Below are 20383 nucleotides of genomic sequence, written 5' to 3' on the forward strand. Positions count from 1 at the left end.
ATTTTGCGGTGTGGCTTAGAGGGTGAAGTCGCCTTCAGCTGCGAGTTCGCTCAACGGACGACGCGGGCTCGGTTCTTCACGTGCCTGCAGGTAATCCGCCAGGGTTGCTTTATCCCCCAGCTTGCCCACCGCAATCGCCGCGTGCAGGGCGTAACCTTCCGGAATGTTCAGCTCCTTGCGGGTCAGCTCCTGGTCGAAACCGGCCATGCCGTGGGTGTGCCAGCCGCTGAGGCTCGCTTGCAACGCCAGGTGGCCCCAGGCCGAACCGGTGTCGAAAGTGTGCCACAGGGCCGGGGTTTCTTCGGTGGCGCCTGGCACCGCGAAGGTGGTTTTCGAGATCACGATCACCAGCGCCGAGGCGTGTTGCGCCCAGCTGCGGTTGAATTCGTTCAGCAAACCCAGGTAGCGCTCCCAGTTCGGCGTATCGCGGCGCGCGTAGAGAAAACGCCAAGGCTGCGAGTTGTAGGCCGATGGCGCCCAGCGTGCGGCTTCGAAAAAGCTCAGCAGGGTTTCTTCTGGAATAGCTTCGCCGGTGAAGGCGCGGGGTGACCAGCGATCGGTGAATTGCGGGTGGATGGCGTAATCGGCAACGCGTGGATTGGCACTCATGCAGAGATTCCTTGCGACATGTGAGTCAGAGGGTCGAGTAAAAAACCGGCGGCGCAGTTGGCTGGGCGATGAGGTTTTTCGTGAGCCTGGCACTTCATCTGAATGCAACGCCGTTGGGCGTTAATGGCACGCAGGTCTGGCTCCTTGCGACTGGCAAAGCTACTTGGCGGCGCAATAACTGACAAGTCCCGTTCTACCGGCAGTCGCCAATGCTTGGCCCGCGGGCCGCTGCACACTAGACTGGCGGCCTTTTCACCACCTGATGTTGATGCTTGAGCCATGGCCGCCAAAGTCGAACCGTTCTGGATACGCAAAACCCTCGATCAACTCGATCAGGAGGAATGGGAATCGCTGTGCGACGGTTGTGGTTTGTGCTGCCTGCAAAAACTCGAGGACGAAGAGGACAACAGCGTTTACTACACGCGCATCGCGTGCAAGTTGCTGGACCTGAAAACCTGCCAGTGCAGCGATTATCCTAACCGCCGCGAGTTCGTGCCGGATTGCATCCAGCTCACGCCGGGCAAGGCCGATGAGTTCAAATGGCTGCCGCCGACCTGCGGTTATCGCCTGGTCAGCGAGGGCAAGGATTTGCCACTTTGGCACCACTTGGTGTGCGGTGATCGCGACGCCGTGCATCACGAACGCATTTCCCAGTCCGGGCGCATGCTCGCCGAAGGCAGCGTGGCCGAAGAGGATTGGGAAGACCATCTGATTTTCCGCGCAGGTTAGTTTTACAAAGGAGTGTGTATGGCTGTGGGATTGCGGCTGGCGCTGGCCGTCGGGCTGTTGGCCCTGAGCTCGCCCGTGTGGGCGGCGAAGAAGGTCGATCTGGATTACCACGTGCGCCTGTTGCCGCAAAGCGATCAGGCTGAAGTGCGCCTGACCCTGGCCCAGGGATCGGCGGTGCGCAGCCTGGATTTCGACCTCGGCGACGGCAGCGACTACAGCGACTTCAAGGCCGACGGCCAATGGCAGCTCACGCCGGGTAAACCGGCCCGTGGTGTCTGGCGCCCGGCCGCCGACAAGGCCAGCCTGACTTACCGTGTGCGCATCAGCCATGGCCGCAAGAAGGGCAGCTTCGACACGCGCATGACGCCGGGTTGGGCATTGATGCGTGGCGACGATCTGGTGCCTGCCGCCAAACTCGATCAGCAGGATGGCATCGAGCTGGTTTCACGCCTGGAATTCGAATTGCCCTCCGGCTGGAAAAGCGTCGAAACCGCCTGGCCACGGATCGGCAAGAACAAGTTCCGCATCGATAACGTCTCCCGCCTGTTCGACCGGCCTACCGGCTGGATGCTTGCCGGCCAGCTCGGCACACGCCGCACCCGATTGGGGGAAACCGAAGTCACCGTCGCCTCGCCCCAAGGCCAGGGCATGCGCCGCATGGACGTGCTGACGCTGCTGACGTTCGTCTGGCCGCAGGTGCAGGACGTGTTCCCGCGTCATCCCGCCAAGTTGCTGATTGTCGGTGCCAACGACCCGATGTGGCGGGGCAGCCTGGCCGCACGCGAATCGATCTATCTGAATACGCGTCTGCCTTTGGTCAGCGAAAGCGGCAGCAGTGCGCTGGTGCGTGAATTGGTCCAGGTGCTCGGGCGCGTCAATGACAAGCAGCGCAGTGACTGGATCAGCGAAGGGCTCGCCGAGTATTACGCGATCGAACTGGTGCGCCGCGCCGGGGGGATGAGTGATGAGCGGTATGAAAATCTGCAGCAGAAGCTGGCCAAAGAGGGCCAGAAGGTCACGACCTTGCGTGGTGAGCAGGTCAGCCCCGCGCAGATCGGTAAAGCGGTCTTGTTGCTGAGAGAGCTGGATCAGGAAATTCGTATTAAAACCCGCAACAAGCGATCGCTGGATGATGTGTTGCGTGGGGCGATGCATCTGGAGAGTGTGGATACCAAGGCGTTTGTTCAACTGGCCGAGAGTGTTATTGGCGAGTCATCCAAGGTCCTCGATAGCGGGTTGCTTCAGTAATACCGCAATCGCCGGCAGGCCGGCTCCTACAGGGGAACGCATTTCAACTGTAGGAGCCGGCTTGCTGGCGAAGGGGCCCTGAGCCTCAACCCATCTTCTGGATCAAACCCCGGTTTTAGGCGACTTCAGCGAATCATTCCCGGTGACGGTCGCGGTTTTGGTCGCCGCCTCGGCATTCGCCTTCAGCCGACCCAACTCTTCCCCGGCACGTTCGATTTTCGCCCGCACGTTGTTCATGTCCTGACGGCTCTTTTCCAGCAGGCTCTTGGCCGAACTGTGGCCGGTAATGCCACGGGCCAGCGCCACGCCGCCGATGGCCACCTGGATCAATCCGAATACACCGCCGCGACGCAGGCCTTTGCCGACCATGACCACGCCACCGGCCAGAGAGCCGATGCGCTCCCAACCCTGAACGTTCTGATCGGGATGGGTCTGGAACGGGGTGGATTCGATGCGCTCTACGCGTTTGAGTTCGCTCATGATCTGTCTCCTGGCGGGAATGACTGCTTCAAGAATAGATAATTAAGCTGACTGCCGAGGCGGGCGGCTTGTTCCATCGGATGTGTGTCGATTCAGCGGAATTTCGGGCCGGAGCGGGTGTTGAGTCCCTTGGCCATGCGGTCATAGAGCACGACGTTGACCGTGGCGGCGAGGTTCATGCAACCGGTGGTCGGGATGTAGACGACGTCTTCGCACCAGTCGCGAATCTCTTTATCCAGAGAACCGTCTTCCGGGCCGAAGATGTAGAGCGCGCGATCCGGGTGGGTGTATTCCGGCAGCGAGCGGGCACCCTCGACCAGTTCCACAGCGACCGGTACGCAACCCAGCGGCAGGATTTTTTTCAGGTCGTCGATGCCGATCAGCGGGATGTCGTAGTGGACGCGCTTGGTGTCGGTGACGAAGTCGGCGGCGCGGTCATAACGCTTGCCGGTGTAGAACACGGACGCCACGTTGTAGCAGCCGGCGGCGCGCATGACCGAGCCGACGTTTTCCGGTGATTTGGGGTTGAACAAACCAATGCAGCTGTACCGTTTGTCTGCCACGAGCGGGGTGCCTTCGGGGAAAAAACGGCGATTATACGGGGATTGGGGGAGGGGGTGTCTGGTTTGAGATTGGTGGTGTCTGGGCTACCGCTTTCGTGAGCAAGCCCGCTCCCACATTTGATCGCGGTCGTACACATAACCTGTGTTCACTGAAGATCGAATGTGGGAGCGGGCTTGCTCGCGAAGAGGCCGGGTCAGTCGCTGAAGACTATTCGTCTTTCTTCATCAAACCGGCCAACGCCGCAAACGGGTTATGCGTCGCCTTGGCAATCTTCGGCGTGCTCAACGAGCCCTCATCGAAATACTGCTGATCGGTGTACCGCGAGTGCTCATTGTCATGGCAATACAGGCACAACAGTTCCCAGTTCGATCCATCCTGCGGATTGTTGTCGTGGTTGTGGTCGCGGTGGTGCACGGTCAGTTCGCTCAGGCGCTTGCCGGAAAACTCGCGGGCGCAGCGGCCGCACACGTGCGGGTACATTTTCAGGGCTTTGTCGCGGTAACCCATTTCCTTGTCGCGCTGGTTGTCGGCGAGGATGCGGTCCAGCTTCGAGGTGTTGGTCGGCGTTGACGAACTCATGGGTTCACCTTTGTAAAAGACTAATGACGGTTATGTACGAAGTTTAGCTCAGCCCTTGAGCTTCTCGGCAATCCAGATGGTGTGGCGGGTGCCCTTGTTGCCATGGGCGAAGACCTGGACTTCCTCGGCCTTGAAGCCGGCTTTCTTCAGTTTGTCGGAAAACTGCTTGTCGGCGCTGGCCGACCAGACGGCCAACACGCCTTTTGGCCGCAGGGCTTTGGCGCAGGCGCCAAGGCCGCCGTCGGAGTAGAGCCAGCTATTGGCCCTCTGGGTCAGGCCTTCGGGGCCATTGTCGACGTCAAGCATGATCGCGTCGAAACCTTGCGGCTCGGCTTGCAGCACCTTGGCCACGTCTTCCATGCGGATCACCGTGCGCTTATCAAGCAACGGGTTGCCGGATTTCTCGCCCAATGGCCCGCGATTCCACTCAACCACGCCGGGCACCAGTTCAGCGACCACCACTTCTGCGGACTTGCCCAAATGCTTGAGGGCCGAGGCGAGGGTGAAACCCATGCCCAGGCCACCGATCAGCACCCGCGAATTCGGCCGTCCAGCCACTTTGCGGCACGGAATTTCTGCCAATGCATCTTCGGAGCCATGCATGCGGGTGTTCATCAGCTGTCCGCCGTCGCCGCCCTGGATCTTGATGACGAAATCCTCACCGTATTCGAACAGGCACAGGGCACCGCCGTTTTCAGGGATGGGGGCGGTGTCGAGCAGAACGAAACGTTTCATGGGGCTCTCTTGAGAAGGATGGGCAGAGGGGAGGCAAACGAACGCAGTTGGGAGTAGCCTGCAAACAGACAACAAGGCTAACGGAGCCATTGATGAAGCGCACCATTCTAACGGTCATTGCCTTGGCCGCGCTCTCGATAACTGCAGTGCAGGCCCAGCAGTTGCAAACGATTCCGACCAGCCCGGCGCCGCTGCCCGGTTCACCCGGCACCGCGACACCGACCCCGTACCCGCAGATCACCCCCAACAGCGTGCCCAAGGCCGGGCCCGGCAGTGGCGGGCCGCCGCTGTTGCCACCGATCGAAGTGCCCAGCCCGCCCAAGGACCAGCCCTTGCCGGGGTTGGAGGATAACCGCACGAAGATCAAGTCGCCGGGCGGTTAGACCTGTTGCGAGAGCAGTTGCCCGTCGGCCATGCGCAGACGTTTAGACAGCGAAACGGCAAGGGCGCGGATGATCTTGGCGGCGATTTTCGGCGCGTCGTTGAGCATTTTTTCCAGCGAGTCCTTGCCCAGGTTCAGCAGCTGGCAATTGCTCGCCGCCACGCAACTGGCGGAACGTCGCTCGCCATCAAGCACGGCCATTTCGCCGAATGCGCGACCGCTGCGCAAGGTGGCCATGGTCACCCGTTGCCCGTCGCTGTTGGTTTTCTGCACCGCCACCTGGCCGGTGTGGATGATGCACATGAAGCTGCCGGCATCGCCTTCGTGGAAAATCTCTTCGCCTTCGGCCACGGTGCTGATGCTGAAGTAGCCTGAGGCCGCAGCGAAGTCGGCGGGCAGCAGTTGATCGAACAGGCCGCAGTCCATCAGCCAGTCACGGATTTCGTTGTTTAACAGGGTCGGTTCTGACATGTCGTCACGGTCTTTTTTCTTGTGTCTGGTTCCGGTTTTTCGGGATGTCCTCAATCCCTTGCGGGAGCGGGCTTGCTCGCGAAGGCGGTGGAACAGCCAACATTGATGTTGAATGTGCTGGCCTCTTCGCGAGCAAGCCCGCTCCCACATTGGAATTGTGTGGGAGTAGACCCGGTGTCTGGTCTTAAGACCGACATGTCAGGCCAAGTTCCTCAGGCAATCCCCAAAACCTCGAAAACAAATGCGTATTCGAGTGCTACGTCACGTAATCCCTGATAACGACCGCTCATCCCGCCATGCCCGGCGCCCAGTTCGGTCTTGAGCAGCAGCGGGTTGGTGTCGGTTTTGGTTGCGCGCAATTTCGCTACCCACTTCGCCGCTTCCCAATACTGCACGCGACTGTCGTTGTAGCCGGCGATTACCAACGTCGCCGGATAAGCCTGTGCAGTGACGTTTTCGTACGGGGCATAGGCCTTGATCCGATCATAAACGTCCGGCTCTTCAGGATTGCCCCACTCGTCGTATTCGGTAACGGTCAACGGCAGATCCGGGTCGAGCATGGTGTTCAGCACGTCGACGAACGGCACTTCGGCAATGGCCGCGCCGAACAGCTCCGGACGCATGTTGAGCACCGCGCCAATCAGCAAACCGCCAGCACTGCCACCGCTGATCGCGAGTTGCTTTGAGGTGGTGAAGCCGTTGGCGATCAGGTGCTCGGCACAGGCGATGAAGTCGCTGAAGGTGTTGTGCTTGTGTTCCTGTTTGCCGGCGCGATACCAGGCTTCACCCAGTTCGCCGCCGCCACGCACGTGGGCGATGGCAAACGCCACGCCGCGATCCAGCAGACTCAGGCGCGCATGAGAGAACCACGGGTCGAGGCTTTCGCCGTAGGCGCCGTAGCCGTACAGATAAAGTGGCGTCGGCTTACCAAGGGCTTCGCGTTTGACGACCAGGCTGATCGGCACTTGCGTACCGTCCGGCGCTGTCGCCCAAAGGCGCTGGCTGACGTAGGCGTCGGCGTCGAACGGGCCGAGCACCGGGGTTTCCTTCAACACTTTCTGTTCGCCGCTGACCAGTTCCAGTTGGCGGATCTGCGCCGGACGGTTCAGCGCTTCGTAACGCAAGCGGATGCGGTCGCTGACAAATTCCAGGCTGTTTTGCACGTGCAGGCTGTAGGCCGCATCCGGCAACTGCACGCGGTAGCTCGGCAAGCCTTGCGGGTGGACTTCGATGATCGGCAAGCCACCTTCACGCAGGCTGAGGCTCATGGCTCCGGCGTTGAGGCTCATGCCGTCGATCATCGTGGTGTCGCTGTGGGGAATCAGGTTCTGCCAGTCGGCTTCCGTCGGTGCGATGCCAGTATCGACAGCCGTGTACAAGGCAAAGTTGATGCCGTCGCGGTTGGTGCGAATGAACCAGGTCCATTGTCCATCGAGGACGCCATGATCAACGTCGTACTCATGGTCTTCAACCCTCGGCGCGATGCAGGTAAACGCCTGTTGCGGCTGGCACGCGTCGAGTACCCAGACTTCGCTGGTGGTCTTGCTGCCCAGCGCCAGCAGCAATTGCTGCTCCGAACTCGAGCGATAGCAATGCATGAAGAAGCGGCCGTCCGTCTCGTGGAACACTTCTTCGGCCGCCGTGCCGTCCAGTCGGTAGCGGAACAGTTTGTGCGGGCGGTGGGTGTCGTCCAGTTCGCCGAAGAACAGCGTCAGGCTGTCATTGGCCCAGGTCATGCTGCCGTCGCAGTCCGCGAATTCCAGTTCGCTGACGCGGCCGCTGGATAATTCCTTCACGAACAGGGTGTAAATCTCATCGCCCGTGGAGTCGATGCTGTAGGCGAGACGCTGATGGTCCGGGCTGATGCTGAACGCACCCAGGGAAAAGAAACCGCCGTTGGCCAGTTCGTTCGGGTCCAGCAGCAGTTGTTCGTGGGCTTCATCGAGCTGCAGGCTGTCGTCGGCCGGACGCGGGCAGCGGTAGTGTCGGGCGTATTCGTCGCCAGCCGTGGTGCGGGTGTAATACAGATACGGGCCCCACGGGGAGGGCAGCGACAGGTCGGTTTCGAGAATCCGGCCCTTGATCTCTTCGAACAGGGTTTCGCGCAGCCCTGCCTGATCGGCGGTTTGCGCTTCCTGGTAGCTGTTTTCAGCCTTGAGGTAATCGAGCACCGCGTCGGTGTCGCGTTCCTGCAGCCAGGCATACGGGTCAGGACCTTCAGCCTTGCGGGCAATCGGGGCGCTGGTGATGTTGGCGGATACGGGCATGAAGGGCTCTCGGACGATGTACGGAATTGGGGCTTCGCAGGGTGCAGGAAAAATCCTGATGCCTTACACAGTTCCCTGTGGGAGCGGCGCATTCAACATTTCTGTTGTCTGACCCGCCGCTTTCGCGAGCGGGCCCGCTCCCACAGGTCCGGAGTGTTGACCGACTGGCATTGGGACAAGCCTGATGTGCGAAAAGTCGTTACTATAAGCGCCTCTTTGCCTGCCTTGCCATGGACACCATGACCGAGAACGACTATCTGATCGCTTGGGGCCTCTACGCCTTCGCCGCTTTAGGCTGCCTGTTGGTCTGGATGCGCATGACCCGCTGGATGTGGCGCTGGCTGCGCGAGCCGTTGCGGCTGCTGGTCGCCGTGTTGCTGTTCAGTCCGACGATCATCGATCCGGTGAAGGAAAAGGTCGCCCCTGCCATCGCCATTACCGCCCTGGACCTCGCGTTCAAGGTGGGCAACAACGCTTGGCGGGCGGTCTCCGACCTGCTCATGTACGGCATGATCGCCTTCGGCATTTATCTGGTGTTCGTCGCGATCCGCTTCCCGATCGAACGTGCCGCCAATGCGCGCAAGGAACGGACGGCGGCTGCCAAGGCGGCGGCCAAGGCCGACGATCCTGAAGAGGATCATCCCTTCGGCGGTGCCGGTGATGACCGTTATGGTCGCCCGCCGGTCCCGAGCAACCCTCAGCGTATGCGCGTAGAACCGCGTTTGTAACCTTGCCCCTGCCTTACAGAGAGTCCGAGCATGTGTGAGTTATTGGGCATGAGCGCCAATGTGCCGACCGATATCGTGTTCAGCTTCACCGGGCTGATGCAGCGCGGCGGCCGTACCGGTCCGCACCGTGACGGTTGGGGCATCGCGTTCTATGAGGGCCGTGGCCTGCGGTTGTTCCAGGACCCGGCGGCCAGCAGTGAGTCGGAAGTCGCGAACCTGGTGCAGCGCTATCCGATCAAGAGCGAGGTGGTGATCGGGCACATCCGCCAGGCCAACGTCGGCAAGGTCTGCCTGTCCAACACCCATCCGTTCGTTCGCGAGCTGTGGGGGCGCAACTGGTGTTTCGCCCACAACGGCCAGCTCGCGGATTTTCAAGCGATCACAAGCTTTTACCGCCCGGTCGGCGATACCGACAGCGAAGCGGCCTTTTGCGATTTGCTCAATCGTGTGCGCGCAGCGTTTCCGGAACCGGTAGAGATCGAAGCGCTTTTGCCCGATCTGGTGGCCGCCTGCGCCGAATACCGCAGCAAAGGTGTGTTCAATTGCCTGCTCAGCGATGGCGATTGGCTGTTCTGTTACTGCTCGACCAAACTGGCGCAGATTACCCGCCGTGCACCGTTCGGCCCGGCGCGCTTGAAAGATGTCGATGTGATCGTCGACTTCCAGGCCGAAACCACGCCCAACGATGTGGTCACGGTGATCGCCACCGAACCCCTGACCGAAAACGAAACCTGGACCCGCTACGAACCGGGCCAATGGAGCCTGTGGCGACGTGGTGAATGCGTCAGCCAGGGCAAGACTGAATAAAGGACGCTCCCATGTTGCTCAGTTATCTACGGCTGGTGTTGTTCGCGGCGGGCCTGTTGATCGGTGTCCAGGTGCCGGGGTTCATCAACGACTACGCCAAGCGGGTCGAAGCCCACCTGATCGAGGCGCAGGCCGGCCTGAGCGGTTTCCAGGGCACCGCCAATCAATTCTTCAAGGGTGACATGCAGGCCCTGGTCGCCCATTACCGCGCCAGCGAAGACCCGATTTTTCGCAGCGATGCCGACAGCCTGAGCAACCTGCTCACCCGTCAACTGGCCCTCGATAAGCAATACCAAGCCATGCAAGGCCCGTGGTACATCCGTTTCCTGCAGGTTGTACTGGCCGCCGACCCGGATATCCGCAAGGAAGCCTGGAACGGCTACAGCTACCAGATCCTGCTGACACCGGAAGCGATGATCTGGGGCATGAGCGGCGCGTTGTTATTGTCGTTCGGGATTGAATGCCTGTTCCGGCTGATCGACTGGGTGGTGCTGGGTGGCAAGCGCCTGCGCCAGAGCCGGCCGATTGAAGAGCGGGATTTGCGCGGGCTCTAAGCGAAAGATCAAAAGATCGCAGCCTGCGGCAGCGCCTACATTGGGATGATGTACACCCTGTAGGAGCTGCCGCAGGCTGCGATCTTTTGATTTAGCTAACCGAAGGTTTGCTCAGAACGATGTAGCGCTCACCCACCTTGCGCGCATACCCCGCCAGCACGTGCTGACACAACGCCACAATCTCCTCGACCCATTCCGCCCCGGTTCGCCACGACACCACCACCTGCAAATCCGGCGGGCGCTGATCGATGGCCAGCAAGGTCAGTTCCCCCCGCGCCAGTTCCTCGGCTACCAGCACCGGTGGCAACGCGCCTATGCCGAAACCGTCTCGCAGCAACCGGGTAATCGCCGACACCGAGTTCACGCAGTTAAGCCGCGGCGTCATGACGCCATTGGCCTGCATCAGTGCGAGAGCTTCCTGGTGCGGATGTGAGTTTTCGAATACGTGATGATCCGCTCCCGCGCCAGATCGGCCACGCCGGAATACTCGCGGTTGTAGATCGAGTTGCTGGCCGCGATCCAGCCCATCGGGTGACTGGCCAGTTCCAGGCTGCGCACACTTTCCTGGCGTAGCAGATCGGTTTGCAGGATCAGGTCGAGAAAGCCTTTTTGCAGCTGGTCGCAGAGGTTGTGCGAGGTATCGGCCACCAGCTCGATTTCCACCAGCGGATAGTGATCCGTCATCTGCGCCACCAACGGGCTCAGCCAGGTATGAATCACCGTGTCCATGACGCCGATCCGCACCCGTCCCACCTTGCTTGATCGGGTTTCGATCGACGGCTTGAGCGCCTGCATGGTGTCCATCATTTGCTCGGCGTATTCGAGCACTTTCAAGCCTTCGGGCGTCAGGCTCACGCCGCGCGAATCACGCAGGAACAGCTTCACCCCGAGTTCGCCTTCGAGCACGGCGATGCGGCTGGAGATCGATGCCTGGGTAGTGAACAGCTTGTCCGCGGTCAGGCGAAAACTCTTGAGTCGGGCGACCCGGCTACTACGCAATCACGTCCTGGCTTCCGACTTTTCTGAAAAACGAGCGCGGTTTGAGCGTACTCGGCACGGGTGGTTATCTGGCGATGGTGATCGTCGGTTCCTACGGGCTGTTTCCCTCGCGGATTTGCGGCTCGGGCCAGGGCTTTTGCTACAACATCGGCCGGGCGCTGGCGGCGTTGTTCGCGCTGTTGATCGGCTTGCTTAGCCAGAAGGTGCCACTGAGTGTCGGCATCGGAGCGTTTGCGGCGGTGTCCTACGGGGTGGTGATTCTTGCGGCGTTGAGTTTGCCGGAAACCCGTGGCAAACAACTGGATGCGCAGTAATCTGCCCACATCTGAAAAGAATAAAACCTACAGGAGTGTTCACCGTGAGCCGCCTGCTATTGAACTGCGACATCGGCGAGAGTTTCGGCAACTGGACCATGGGTCTGGACGCCGAGGTCATGCCCTTCATCGACTGCGCCAACATCGCCTGCGGCTTTCACGCCGGCGACCCGAGCATCATGCGCAAGACCGTCAGCCTGGCCCTGAGCAATGGCGTACGGATTGGCGCGCATCCGGCGTATCAGGATCTGGTGGGCTTCGGCCGTCGTTCCATGGCGTATGCCGCCCAGGAACTTCAGGACATTCTGCATTATCAGATCGGCGCTCTCGACGGTCTTTGCCGGGCGCAAGGCGGGCGTGTCAGCTACGTCAAACCTCACGGCGCGATGTACAACGACATGATGGCCAACCCGGCGCAATTGCGCGCCGTCCTGCAAGCCGTGGCGTCTTATGACAAGACTTTGCCGCTGATGCTGATGGCGACTCGCGACAACAGTGCCGCACAGCGATTGGGCGATGAGTACGGTGTGACGCTGTGGTTCGAAGCCTTCGCCGATCGCGCCTACGACAGCGCCGGCATGCTGGTCTCGCGACAACTGCCGGGCGCGGTGCATCACGATCCGGAAAAAATCATTGAACAGGCGCTGACCATCGCCCGTGGCGACAACCTTACCGCCAGCGACGGCAGCGCCTTGCATTTGCAGGCCAACACCTTGTGCGTGCACGGCGACAACGCCAGTTCGGTGGCCGCGGTACGGCGGATTCGCGATGCCCTCGATCAGCAGAGCGCACCATGAATCCTCGGGTGGAAGTGGTGGCGCTGGATTGCCTGAGGGTGCGCCGGTTTTTGAACCGCTAAAAGCATCGCGAGCAAGCCCGCTCCCACATGGATTTCCGTCGTACACAAATTATGTGTGTGCTGGAGATCAACTGTGAGGAGCGGGCTTGCTCGCGAAGAGGCCTTCACAGACAACGAACAACTCTACTTGGAAAGAAACCGCATCCCTTCCTCCAACCCCCGCAATGTCAGCGGGTACATCTGGTCATCAATCAAATCCCGCACGATATTGGTCGACGACGTATAGCCCCAGGTATCTTTCGGATACGGGTTAATCCAGATGAGCTTCTTGTACTTTTCCTTGAACCGCTGCATCCACACGTACCCGGCTTCTTCGTTCCAGTGCTCGACGCTGCCGCCGGCCTGGGTGATCTCATAGGGCGCCATGGCGGCGTCACCGATGAAGATCACTTTGTAGTCGGCGCCGTACTTGTGCAGCAAGTCCTGGGTCGAGGTGCGCTCGGAGGTACGGCGCATGTTGTTCTTCCACACCGACTCGTAAATGAAGTTGTGGAAGTAGAAGTACTCAAGATGCTTGAACTCGGTTTTGCAGGCCGAGAACAACTCTTCGCAGATCTTCACGTGCGCATCCATCGAGCCGCCGATGTCGAACAGCAGCAAGAGCTTGACGGTGTTGCGCCGTTCCGGCCGCATCTGGATGTTCAGTAACCCGGCATCTTTAGCGGTGTGATCGATGGTGCCATCGATGTCGAGCTCTTCCGCCGCACCCTGACGGGCGAATTTACGCAGCCGGCGCAGGGCAACCTTGATGTTGCGCGTGCCCAGTTCCACCGAATCGTCGAGGTTTTTGTATTCGCGTTGATCCCAGACCTTGACCGCCTTGCCCTGCCGCTTGCCGGCATCGCCGACCCGAATGCCTTCCGGGTTGAAGCCCCCTGAGCCGAACGGGCTGGTGCCGCCGGTGCCAATCCATTTGTTGCCGCCGGCGTGGCGTTCTTTCTGTTCTTCGAGGCGTTTCTTGAACTCTTCGATCAGCTTGTCCAGGCCACCAAGGGACTGGATCGCCGCGCGCTCTTCTTCCGTCAGTGAACGCTCGAATTCCTTGCGCAACCAGTCTTCGGGAATCAAGGCCTGAAGGTGGTCGTCGAGTTTTTCCAGGCCATTGAAGTAAGCACCGAAGGCTCGGTCGAACTTGTCGAAATGCTTTTCGTCCTTCACCAGGATCGTCCGGGACAGGTAATAGAACTCGTCCATGTCGGCGAAGGTCACGCGCTGTTTCAGCGCGTTGATCAGGTCCAGCAGCTCGCGCACCGAGACCGGCACCTTGGCTGCACGCATTTCATTGAACAGGTTGAGCAGCATGGCATCAGCCTCTTAGCGGGTGCCGCGACGGCTCATGAACGCCAGACGCTCAAGCAATTGCACGTCCTGTTCGTTCTTGACCAAAGCACCGGCCAGCGGCGGGATCGCCTTGGTCGGATCGCGTTCGCGCAGCACGGCTTCGCCGATGTTGTCGGCCATCAGCAGCTTCAGCCAGTCCACCAGTTCGGAGGTCGATGGCTTTTTCTTCAGGCCCGGCACCTTGCGCACGTCGAAGAATACGTCCAGCGCTTCGCTGACCAGGTCTTTCTTGATGTCCGGGTAGTGCACATCGACGATCCGCTGCATCGTGACGCGATCCGGGAAGGCAATGTAGTGGAAGAAACAGCGGCGCAGGAAAGCGTCCGGCAGCTCTTTTTCGTTGTTGGAGGTAATGATGATGATCGGGCGCTTCTTGGCCTTGATGGTCTCGTCGATCTCGTAAACGTAGAACTCCATCTTGTCGAGTTCTTGCAGCAGGTCGTTCGGGAACTCGATGTCGGCCTTGTCGATTTCGTCGATCAGCAGAATCACCCGCTCTTCAGACTCGAAAGCCTCCCAGAGCTTGCCCTTTTTCAGGTAATTGCGAACGTCGTGGACCTTTTCCGTGCCCAGCTGCGAATCGCGCAGGCGGCTGACCGCGTCGTACTCGTACAGGCCCTGATGCGCCTTGGTGGTGGATTTGATATGCCAAGTGATCAGCTTGGCGCCGAAGGACTCCGCCAGCTGTTCGGCCAGCATGGTCTTGCCGGTGCCTGGCTCGCCCTTGACCAGCAGCGGACGCTCCAGGGTGATGGCGGCGTTGACCGCCAGCTTCAGGTCATCGGTGGCGACGTAGGCCTGGGTGCCTTCGAACTTCATCTGCTAATCCTCGAACGGTAAACGCCGACCTGACGGGCAGGGCGGGGCGCAATAGTTGTAGTACCCGACTATAACGCGCTGCCCGGTCGACTGTGAACGCAGACGGCTTATTCAGTCTCTGAATGGGGCGTCACATCTTGACTCGGTTTCGGGGCTGACCAGTCTTAACCGGCCTCCGGCTTGGGCCGCTCATACCGGGCATTGAATGCCTGGACAAAACCATTACGCAAAATCTGCAAAAACGCCTGGAACGCGCTGATATCTTGCCGATGTACGTTGCCGCTCAGTTCCACCCGAGTCGCAAACTGGTTCTTGCCCTGGTTTTTCAGCACGGTTTCGGAGCCGCCGACAATGGCCTCCCAAATCGACCGGAACAGCCCTTTGTCCTTGTTCTCTACGTCCTGCTGCCAGTTGAAAACGTCGACATCCTTCAGGAGCGGTTTGATGTAGCCGGTCAATTGGGCTTTTTTCGCTTGCGCTTCAATGACCACATCACCGTGCCCGGCATTGAAATCGAACTTGCCATAGGCCGAGGCGAAGTCGTTCATGCGTTTGAGTTCAATGTCCCTGGCGCGCAGGCGGAACTGGAAATCCTCGAAATTACTCAGCGGATCGAAGGTCGCGGTGGTTTCCAGTGGGGCGTGCCCCAGTAGCAGCGCTTTGCCATCGAAGCGTGCGTCGCGCTTGCCTTCCTTGTCGACGACGTTGGTCAGGTTATAAATGCTGGCGTTGACCTGGGTCGCATTCATGTTGACGGGCGGCTTGGAATTGAAATTTCTGAAACTGATCTTGCCATCGAAGATTCTTACTTCGTCCAGGGTGATCGGTGCCAGTTTGCTCAATTGCGCACGCCAGTCGGTGCCCTGGCCGGTCTGCGAGTTTTGCTTGTTGGCGCCGCCATCGACGAAGTTCACTTCGGGGTTGAAGAACTGCACCTTGGCCACCACCGCGTGGTCGTACAAGAGCGAATGCCAGCTGACAGAAAGGTCGATCAACGGCGCAGTGACGAACGGCACCGGGACCTTGCCATCGACCTTGACGATTTTCAGCCCGTTGATTTTGTAGGCGCCTCGCCACAGAGCCAGGTCTACGTCGGTGATCTGTCCGCGGTAGTCGCCCATGTCGGCGAGCTTGTCGTTCAGGTAGTCACGCACCATGTAGGGCAGGGCAACATGCAACGTAATCAGTAGCACAACGAGGCCGACGAGGATCCACAGGGGCCAGCTGTATCGACGTTTCATGATGGCAAATCTCCAGCGATGTAAAACCATTGACTGCGGTGGTCAGCGGACGTTCGACCTGACTGGACGACCACGGGCAACAGGCATACCGTGAAGGGCTAATTCAACGCTGCATAAGGACCCAGCCATGAGCCGTATTTTTGCTGACAACGCCCATTCCATCGGCAATACACCGCTGGTGCAGATCAATCGCATCGCTCCGCGTGGCGTGACCATCCTGGCCAAGATCGAGGGGCGCAATCCCGGTTATTCGGTCAAGTGCCGGATCGGAGCGAACATGATCTGGGACGCCGAAAGCACCGGCAAACTCAAGCCAGGCATGACCATCGTCGAGCCCACTTCCGGCAATACCGGCATTGGTCTGGCGTTCGTCGCCGCTGCACGAGGCTACAAGCTGATGCTGACCATGCCAGCGTCCATGAGCATTGAGCGTCGCAAAGTGCTCAAGGCGCTGGGCGCCGAACTGGTGCTGACCGAGCCGGCCAAAGGCATGAAGGGCGCGATCGAAAAGGCCGCGGAGATCGTCGCCAGCGACCCGTCCCTCTACTTCATGCCGGCGCAGTTCGAGAACCCCGCCAACCCTGCCATCCACGAGAAAACCACTGGTCCGGAAATCTGGAATGACACCGATGGCGCAGTCGATGTGCTGGTGGCGGGCGTTGGAACGGGCGGAACCATTACCGGTGTTTCGCGGTATATAAAGAATACCCAGGGTAAACCGATTCTTTCCGTGGCGGTTGAACCGGTGGTTTCGCCGGTGATTACACAGAAACTGGCCGGTGAAGAGATCAAACCGAGTCCGCACAAGATCCAGGGAATCGGCGCCGGTTTTGTACCGAAGAACCTGGACCTGTCGATGGTGGACCGTGTCGAACTGGTGACCGACGATGAATCCAAGGCCATGGCCCTGCGCCTGATGCAGGAAGAGGGGATTTTGTGCGGTATCTCGTGTGGTGCTGCCATGGCCGTGGCCGTACGCCTGGCGGAAACCCCGGAAATGCAGGGCAAGACGATCGTGGTGATCCTGCCTGATTCTGGCGAACGCTACCTGTCGAGCATGCTGTTCAGTGACTTGTTTACCGAGCAGGAGAATCAGCAGTAGGAGCGGCCGCAAGCTGCGATCTTTTGACCTTGCGGTAGGGGTTGATTCAGGTCAGCCCCCGTTCAGGAGACTTATGATAAGAAGTGCTTTATTGCACAATCCTTAACAGTGAATGTTGAGTCAGGCGGGTTTTTCCCGAGGCCGGTAGTGTTTATCATGGCCAACTGCAACGTCGGGTAAATGGCGTTGTGCAGAGTTGTTTTTTCTCAAGGAGTTGTTGATGACCTTTTCCTTTGCCGCAAAGGCGTCGCTGTTGCTGCTGTTCTTGGGCAGTACGCTTTATGTGCATTTGCGCGGCAAGGCGCGTTTGCCGGCCCTGCGTCAGTTCGTCAACCACTCCGCGCTGTTCGCGCCTTATAACGCCTTGATGTACCTGTTCTCCAGCGTGCCCTCCAGGCCTTACCTGGACCGCAGCAAATTCCCCGAACTGGACGTGCTGAAGGACAATTGGGAAGTCATTCGCGACGAAGCGATGCACCTGTTCGACGAGGGTTACATTCGCGCCGCCGAGAAAAACAACGACGCCGGATTTGGCTCGTTCTTCAAGAAAGGCTGGAAGCGCTTCTACCTCAAGTGGTACGACAAACCCCTGCCATCCGCCGAAGCGCTGTGCCCGAAAACCGTGGCCCTCGTCAGCAGCATCCCCAACGTCAAAGGCGCCATGTTTGCGCTGTTGCCCGGCGGCAGTCATCTCAACCCGCACCGCGATCCATTTGCCGGTTCCTTGCGCTATCACTTGGGGCTGTCGACCCCGAATTCCGACGATTGCCGCATTTTCGTCGACGGTCAGGTGTACGCCTGGCGTGACGGTGAGGATGTGATGTTCGACGAGACGTATGTGCACTGGGTCAAGAACGAAACCGAGAAGACTCGGGTCATTTTGTTTTGCGACGTCGAACGTCCATTGAGCAACCGCATCATGACCCGGATCAACCGCTCGATCAGCGGCCTGCTCGGTCGCGCCACGGCACCGCAAAACCTCGACGATGAGCGGGTTGGCGGGATCAACAAGGCTTATGCCTGGAGCAAGAGTTCCAGTGACAAGGTCAGTGGTGTGGTCAAGCGGTGGAAGCGTCGCAATCCCAAGGCGTATCGCGTGTTGCGGCCGGTGCTGGCGGTGCTGGTGTTGACGTTGTTGGGGTATTGGTTGTTTGGGTGATTCGATTTTCAAATGAAAAAATCGCTCCTTTCGAGCGGTTTTTTTTGCCCCGAATTTCATCGGCGCCCGGCGAGCACGTCAGGTTCTTCGCCTTCGATCCCCTTCGCAAGTATTTCCAGAAGGCGTCGCTGACTGTCTCTGAGCACCTTTGGCCAAGTCATTGCAATCCATGTCACCCACTGGTTATAGTCGGCGCTCGGTGATTTCCAACTCACCGTCCACCCCATCAGAAAAGATCAGCCCATGCCTGCATCCCACATCAACGCGGTAGTCGATTCAGCGGTCAACGCTGGCGTCGTGCCGTGCGGGAATCAGCAGCCTGCGCAGATCAGTCATTACCCCCCACCTGTCCGTAGCACGCCGGTGTACGCAGTCGTATCACCGCCGGGCGTTGGCGTTTCGGGCTGATCAGCTTCTTTTTGCTGTGCCCCGAGCCTGCCTGAAAAAACTACTGGATTTCAGCCTCGGCTGAGTTGGCTTTTTGCCTGACTACAGGTGGTCTTCATGTTTGTCCTTTCGAAAAAATCCGCGCTCGCGGCGGCGTCCACGAGCCTGTTCGTCCTGCTGTGGAGCAGCGGGGCGATCTTCTCCAAATGGGGGCTGGCCCACGCGTCACCCTTCGCGTTTCTGCTGATTCGCTTTGCCATCGCGCTGTGTGGGTTGGTGCTGCTGGTGCCGTTGCTCAAGCTGAAACTGCCCAAGCGTGGCAAACCGATGCTGTATGCAATGGCCACGGGTGTGGTGTTGTTGGGGGCTTATCAGATTTTCTATCTGCTGGCCCTGGACCTGAAAGTTACGCCGGGGGTAATGGCCACGATCATGGGCGTGCAGCCGATTCTCACGGTAGTGATCATGGAGCGGCAGCGCTCAGCCAGCCGGATGTTCGGTCTGACGCTGGGATTGGCGGGCTTGATCATGGTGGTGTATCAGGGCATCGGTCTGGCGGGCATGTCGCTGGCGGGGATGTTCTTCGGTTTGCTGGCGTTGGCGAGCATGACGTTAGGTTCGATCATGCAAAAGCGCATCACTGATAATCCTCTTGGCACATTGCCTGTGCAGTACCTTGCGGGATTGTTGCTGTGCGGGGTCTTCGTGCCGTTCCAGCCCTTTCACTTCGAGCACAGCAGTGGCTTTGTCGTGCCGGTGTTGTGGATGGGGTTGGTGGTGTCGGTGCTGGCGACGCTGTTGCTTTATCGGCTGATTGCACGGGGTAATCTGGTGAATGTCACCAGTCTGTTCTATTTGGTGCCGGCAGTGACGGCGGTGATGGATTACCTGTTTTTCGGCAATCGGCTGGCGCTGTTGAGCATGCTTGGGATGGTGTTGATCATTGTTGGTCTGGTGTTTGTTTTTCGTAAGACCGGGTGAAGGGGGGGACATATCCATTTTTGGGGGGATGGCGGCTCCGCTCTTAGAGCGGCCCGCCGCCATCGCGAGCCTGCTCGCGATGGCGGCATTTGCATCACCGCACAACTACCGGACTGCCACCTCAACCTTCTTCATCACTGAAGGTTTCAACACCAACCACAACGCCAGCGCAATCAACACCCCGCCATAAACGTGCGCCATCGACAGCGGCTCATCCAGCAACAACGCCCCCCACAACACCCCGAACGGTGGAATCAAGAACGTCGTTGTCATCGATTTCAAAGGCCCGATCGAGCTGAGCAAGCGGAAGTAAACGATGTACGCCAACGCCGTGCAGCCCAGCCCCAACCCCAGCAACGACAACCACACGTCCCAACCGCCCCAGCTCGCCGGTGGCTGGCTGATCACGCTGTAACCGAACAGCGGCAACAGAAACAAGGTCGCCCCAAGCATGCTGCCCAGTGCCGAAAGACGGCTGTCGAGACCACCGGCCTGATCGAGCCAGCGGCGAGCAAGGAAGCCGGCGAAGCCATAACAGGTGGTGGCGAGCAGGCAAGCGAGGGCGCCCATCAGCAGTTGCAGGTCGAACGCCACCGGGCCGGCACGGGTCAGGATGCCCACGCCGAACAGGCCGAGGAATACCCCGCCCAGCTTGGCGGCAGTGAGCCTTTCACTGAAGAACAGCCCGCCGATCAACACGCCCATCAATGGCGTGGTGGCGTTGAAGATTGCCGAATAACCGGCCGGCAGCACCTGGGCCGCCACGGAATAGAGGGTCGCCGGAATCCCGGAGTTGATCACCCCGAGCAGCATCACGGTTTTCAGTTTGCCTTTGAAATCCCAGCTGATGCGCATCAGCCCAAGAATCACCAGCAACCCCACCGCCGCAATCGAGACGCGGAAAAACGCCGTGGGGATGCTGCCAATCACCGGGGCGATGATGCGCATGAACAGAAAGCTCGCACCCCAGATGGCCGCCAGCGACAGTAAACGAATGGTATCGACAGGGCTCACGGCGCACTCCTTCC

At 59.6% G+C, this 20383-nt stretch carries 22 protein-coding genes and 2 pseudogenes; 12 read left to right on the plus strand and 12 right to left on the minus strand.

What is annotated here, in order from left to right; translation table 11 throughout:
* Positions 1–15: 15 nt before the first annotated feature.
* Positions 16–609 (minus strand): nitroreductase family protein, encoded by a 594-nt coding sequence (locus FBY04_RS09355; RefSeq protein WP_084323256.1) that lies wholly within the window; start codon positions 607–609, stop codon positions 16–18.
* A gap of 279 nt (positions 610–888) precedes the next feature.
* Here FBY04_RS09355 and FBY04_RS09360 point away from each other — a divergent pair, with 279 nt between their 5' ends.
* Positions 889–1338 (plus strand): YcgN family cysteine cluster protein, encoded by a 450-nt coding sequence (locus FBY04_RS09360; protein ID WP_145315065.1) that lies wholly within the window; start codon positions 889–891, stop codon positions 1336–1338.
* Between the two features lie 18 nt (positions 1339–1356).
* Entirely contained in the window at positions 1357–2586 is a 1230-nt protein-coding gene (locus FBY04_RS09365) for a hypothetical protein (protein ID WP_145315066.1), read from the plus strand.
* Positions 2587–2688: 102 nt separating this feature from the next.
* On the opposite strand, the gene FBY04_RS09370 is transcribed toward FBY04_RS09365, so the two are convergent.
* The 4 genes from FBY04_RS09370 to FBY04_RS09385 all read right to left on the minus strand — a co-directional run bounded on the left by FBY04_RS09370 (position 2689) and on the right by FBY04_RS09385 (position 4944).
* Positions 2689–3066: a DUF2892 domain-containing protein gene (locus FBY04_RS09370; protein ID WP_145315067.1), complete on the minus strand. Its 378-nt coding sequence runs from the start codon at positions 3064–3066 to the stop codon at positions 2689–2691.
* Between the two features lie 92 nt (positions 3067–3158).
* Entirely contained in the window at positions 3159–3629 is a 471-nt protein-coding gene (locus FBY04_RS09375; RefSeq protein ID WP_017336996.1) for an RNA methyltransferase, read from the minus strand.
* Positions 3630–3837: 208 nt separating this feature from the next.
* Positions 3838–4209, minus strand: coding sequence for a YajD family HNH nuclease (locus tag FBY04_RS09380; RefSeq protein WP_084323260.1), 372 nt, complete (start codon positions 4207–4209; stop codon positions 3838–3840).
* A gap of 48 nt (positions 4210–4257) precedes the next feature.
* Positions 4258–4944, minus strand: coding sequence for a spermidine synthase (locus FBY04_RS09385; RefSeq protein WP_145315068.1), 687 nt, complete (start codon positions 4942–4944; stop codon positions 4258–4260).
* A gap of 92 nt (positions 4945–5036) precedes the next feature.
* Here FBY04_RS09385 and FBY04_RS09390 point away from each other — a divergent pair, with 92 nt between their 5' ends.
* Positions 5037–5327, plus strand: a complete 291-nt coding sequence (locus FBY04_RS09390; RefSeq protein WP_084323262.1) for a hypothetical protein — start codon at positions 5037–5039, stop codon at positions 5325–5327.
* Here the strand turns inward: FBY04_RS09390 and FBY04_RS09395 are convergent.
* Both FBY04_RS09395 and FBY04_RS09400 read right to left on the minus strand, forming a co-directional pair.
* Complete coding sequence (locus FBY04_RS09395) at positions 5324–5797, minus strand: cyclic nucleotide-binding domain-containing protein (protein WP_084323263.1); 474 nt, start codon at positions 5795–5797, stop codon at positions 5324–5326. The two genes, FBY04_RS09390 and FBY04_RS09395, sit on opposite strands and share 4 nt — an antisense overlap.
* Before the next feature lie 212 nt (positions 5798–6009).
* Complete coding sequence (locus tag FBY04_RS09400; protein ID WP_145315069.1) at positions 6010–8064, minus strand: S9 family peptidase; 2055 nt, start codon at positions 8062–8064, stop codon at positions 6010–6012.
* 230 nt (positions 8065–8294) lie between these two features.
* Here FBY04_RS09400 and FBY04_RS09405 point away from each other — a divergent pair, with 230 nt between their 5' ends.
* Genes FBY04_RS09405 through FBY04_RS09415 form a run of 3 tightly spaced genes read left to right on the plus strand, consistent with a single transcriptional unit; the run spans position 8295 to position 10153 of the window.
* A complete protein-coding gene (locus FBY04_RS09405; RefSeq protein ID WP_145315070.1) occupies positions 8295–8792 on the plus strand; it encodes an MFS transporter in 498 nt (165 codons plus the stop codon).
* A 30-nt stretch (positions 8793–8822) separates the two neighbouring features.
* A complete protein-coding gene (locus tag FBY04_RS09410; RefSeq protein WP_145315071.1) occupies positions 8823–9599 on the plus strand; it encodes a class II glutamine amidotransferase in 777 nt (258 codons plus the stop codon).
* Positions 9600–9610: 11 nt separating this feature from the next.
* Positions 9611–10153 (plus strand): DUF2937 family protein, encoded by a 543-nt coding sequence (locus FBY04_RS09415; protein ID WP_084323267.1) that lies wholly within the window; start codon positions 9611–9613, stop codon positions 10151–10153.
* Positions 10154–10244: 91 nt separating this feature from the next.
* Here FBY04_RS09415 and FBY04_RS09420 read toward each other — a convergent pair.
* Positions 10245–11152 (minus strand): annotated as a pseudogene (locus FBY04_RS09420) (LysR family transcriptional regulator).
* Here FBY04_RS09420 and FBY04_RS09425 point away from each other — a divergent pair.
* Together FBY04_RS09425 and FBY04_RS09430 are read left to right on the plus strand one after the other, a co-directional pair.
* Positions 11140–11466 (plus strand): annotated as a pseudogene (locus FBY04_RS09425) (MFS transporter); the annotation flags it as partial. The pseudogenes FBY04_RS09420 and FBY04_RS09425 sit on opposite strands and share 13 nt — an antisense overlap.
* Before the next feature lie 44 nt (positions 11467–11510).
* Positions 11511–12263 (plus strand): 5-oxoprolinase subunit PxpA, encoded by a 753-nt coding sequence (locus tag FBY04_RS09430; RefSeq protein ID WP_084323268.1) that lies wholly within the window; start codon positions 11511–11513, stop codon positions 12261–12263.
* Between the two features lie 185 nt (positions 12264–12448).
* Here the strand turns inward: FBY04_RS09430 and FBY04_RS09435 are convergent, their stop codons facing one another.
* The 3 genes from FBY04_RS09435 to FBY04_RS09445 all read right to left on the minus strand — a co-directional run bounded on the left by FBY04_RS09435 (position 12449) and on the right by FBY04_RS09445 (position 15726).
* Complete coding sequence (locus FBY04_RS09435) at positions 12449–13627, minus strand: VWA domain-containing protein (protein WP_084323269.1); 1179 nt, start codon at positions 13625–13627, stop codon at positions 12449–12451.
* 12 nt (positions 13628–13639) lie between these two features.
* A complete protein-coding gene (locus tag FBY04_RS09440; protein ID WP_007984829.1) occupies positions 13640–14485 on the minus strand; it encodes a MoxR family ATPase in 846 nt (281 codons plus the stop codon).
* 164 nt (positions 14486–14649) lie between these two features.
* Positions 14650–15726, minus strand: coding sequence for a DUF748 domain-containing protein (locus FBY04_RS09445; protein ID WP_084323270.1), 1077 nt, complete (start codon positions 15724–15726; stop codon positions 14650–14652).
* 127 nt (positions 15727–15853) lie between these two features.
* Between FBY04_RS09445 and cysK the strand changes: the two genes are divergently transcribed.
* From cysK to FBY04_RS09460, 4 genes are all read left to right on the plus strand, one after another.
* A complete protein-coding gene (cysK, locus tag FBY04_RS09450) occupies positions 15854–16828 on the plus strand; it encodes a cysteine synthase A (RefSeq protein WP_084323271.1) in 975 nt (324 codons plus the stop codon).
* 220 nt (positions 16829–17048) lie between these two features.
* A complete protein-coding gene (locus tag FBY04_RS09455; protein WP_145315072.1) occupies positions 17049–17987 on the plus strand; it encodes an aspartyl/asparaginyl beta-hydroxylase domain-containing protein in 939 nt (312 codons plus the stop codon).
* A 243-nt stretch (positions 17988–18230) separates the two neighbouring features.
* On the plus strand, positions 18231–18395 hold the full coding sequence (locus FBY04_RS32325; RefSeq protein WP_167362920.1) for a hypothetical protein: 165 nt from the start codon (positions 18231–18233) through the stop codon (positions 18393–18395).
* A 96-nt stretch (positions 18396–18491) separates the two neighbouring features.
* A complete protein-coding gene (locus FBY04_RS09460) occupies positions 18492–19355 on the plus strand; it encodes a DMT family transporter (RefSeq protein ID WP_084323273.1) in 864 nt (287 codons plus the stop codon).
* Between the two features lie 105 nt (positions 19356–19460).
* Here the strand turns inward: FBY04_RS09460 and FBY04_RS09465 are convergent, their stop codons facing one another.
* Positions 19461–20369, minus strand: a complete 909-nt coding sequence (locus FBY04_RS09465) for a DMT family transporter (protein ID WP_145315073.1) — start codon at positions 20367–20369, stop codon at positions 19461–19463.
* Positions 20370–20383 lie beyond the last annotated feature (14 nt).

It is taken from the genome of Pseudomonas sp. SJZ080, assembly GCF_007828295.1.
Taxonomy (GTDB): domain Bacteria; phylum Pseudomonadota; class Gammaproteobacteria; order Pseudomonadales; family Pseudomonadaceae; genus Aquipseudomonas; species Aquipseudomonas migulae_A.

What these genes read in the sequence shown, in the direction of transcription:
- FBY04_RS09380 (WP_084323260.1), bottom strand. Translation starts at nt 4,209, where the DNA reads ATGAGTTCGTCAACGCCGACCAACACCTCGAAGCTGGACCGCATCCTC.
- FBY04_RS09445 (WP_084323270.1), bottom strand. Translation starts at nt 15,726, where the DNA reads ATGAAACGTCGATACAGCTGGCCCCTGTGGATCCTCGTCGGCCTCGTT.
- FBY04_RS09460 (WP_084323273.1), top strand. Translation starts at nt 18,492, where the DNA reads ATGTTTGTCCTTTCGAAAAAATCCGCGCTCGCGGCGGCGTCCACGAGC.
- FBY04_RS09360 (WP_145315065.1), top strand. Translation starts at nt 889, where the DNA reads ATGGCCGCCAAAGTCGAACCGTTCTGGATACGCAAAACCCTCGATCAA.
- FBY04_RS09415 (WP_084323267.1), top strand. Translation starts at nt 9,611, where the DNA reads ATGTTGCTCAGTTATCTACGGCTGGTGTTGTTCGCGGCGGGCCTGTTG.
- FBY04_RS09385 (WP_145315068.1), bottom strand. Translation starts at nt 4,944, where the DNA reads ATGAAACGTTTCGTTCTGCTCGACACCGCCCCCATCCCTGAAAACGGC.
- FBY04_RS09440 (WP_007984829.1), bottom strand. Translation starts at nt 14,485, where the DNA reads ATGAAGTTCGAAGGCACCCAGGCCTACGTCGCCACCGATGACCTGAAG.
- FBY04_RS09370 (WP_145315067.1), bottom strand. Translation starts at nt 3,066, where the DNA reads ATGAGCGAACTCAAACGCGTAGAGCGCATCGAATCCACCCCGTTCCAG.
- FBY04_RS09390 (WP_084323262.1), top strand. Translation starts at nt 5,037, where the DNA reads ATGAAGCGCACCATTCTAACGGTCATTGCCTTGGCCGCGCTCTCGATA.
- FBY04_RS09455 (WP_145315072.1), top strand. Translation starts at nt 17,049, where the DNA reads ATGACCTTTTCCTTTGCCGCAAAGGCGTCGCTGTTGCTGCTGTTCTTG.
- FBY04_RS09405 (WP_145315070.1), top strand. Translation starts at nt 8,295, where the DNA reads ATGGACACCATGACCGAGAACGACTATCTGATCGCTTGGGGCCTCTAC.
- cysK (WP_084323271.1), top strand. Translation starts at nt 15,854, where the DNA reads ATGAGCCGTATTTTTGCTGACAACGCCCATTCCATCGGCAATACACCG.
- FBY04_RS09435 (WP_084323269.1), bottom strand. Translation starts at nt 13,627, where the DNA reads ATGCTGCTCAACCTGTTCAATGAAATGCGTGCAGCCAAGGTGCCGGTC.
- FBY04_RS09410 (WP_145315071.1), top strand. Translation starts at nt 8,823, where the DNA reads ATGTGTGAGTTATTGGGCATGAGCGCCAATGTGCCGACCGATATCGTG.
- FBY04_RS09395 (WP_084323263.1), bottom strand. Translation starts at nt 5,797, where the DNA reads ATGTCAGAACCGACCCTGTTAAACAACGAAATCCGTGACTGGCTGATG.
- FBY04_RS09355 (WP_084323256.1), bottom strand. Translation starts at nt 609, where the DNA reads ATGAGTGCCAATCCACGCGTTGCCGATTACGCCATCCACCCGCAATTC.
- FBY04_RS09400 (WP_145315069.1), bottom strand. Translation starts at nt 8,064, where the DNA reads ATGCCCGTATCCGCCAACATCACCAGCGCCCCGATTGCCCGCAAGGCT.
- FBY04_RS09365 (WP_145315066.1), top strand. Translation starts at nt 1,357, where the DNA reads ATGGCTGTGGGATTGCGGCTGGCGCTGGCCGTCGGGCTGTTGGCCCTG.
- FBY04_RS32325 (WP_167362920.1), top strand. Translation starts at nt 18,231, where the DNA reads ATGCCTGCATCCCACATCAACGCGGTAGTCGATTCAGCGGTCAACGCT.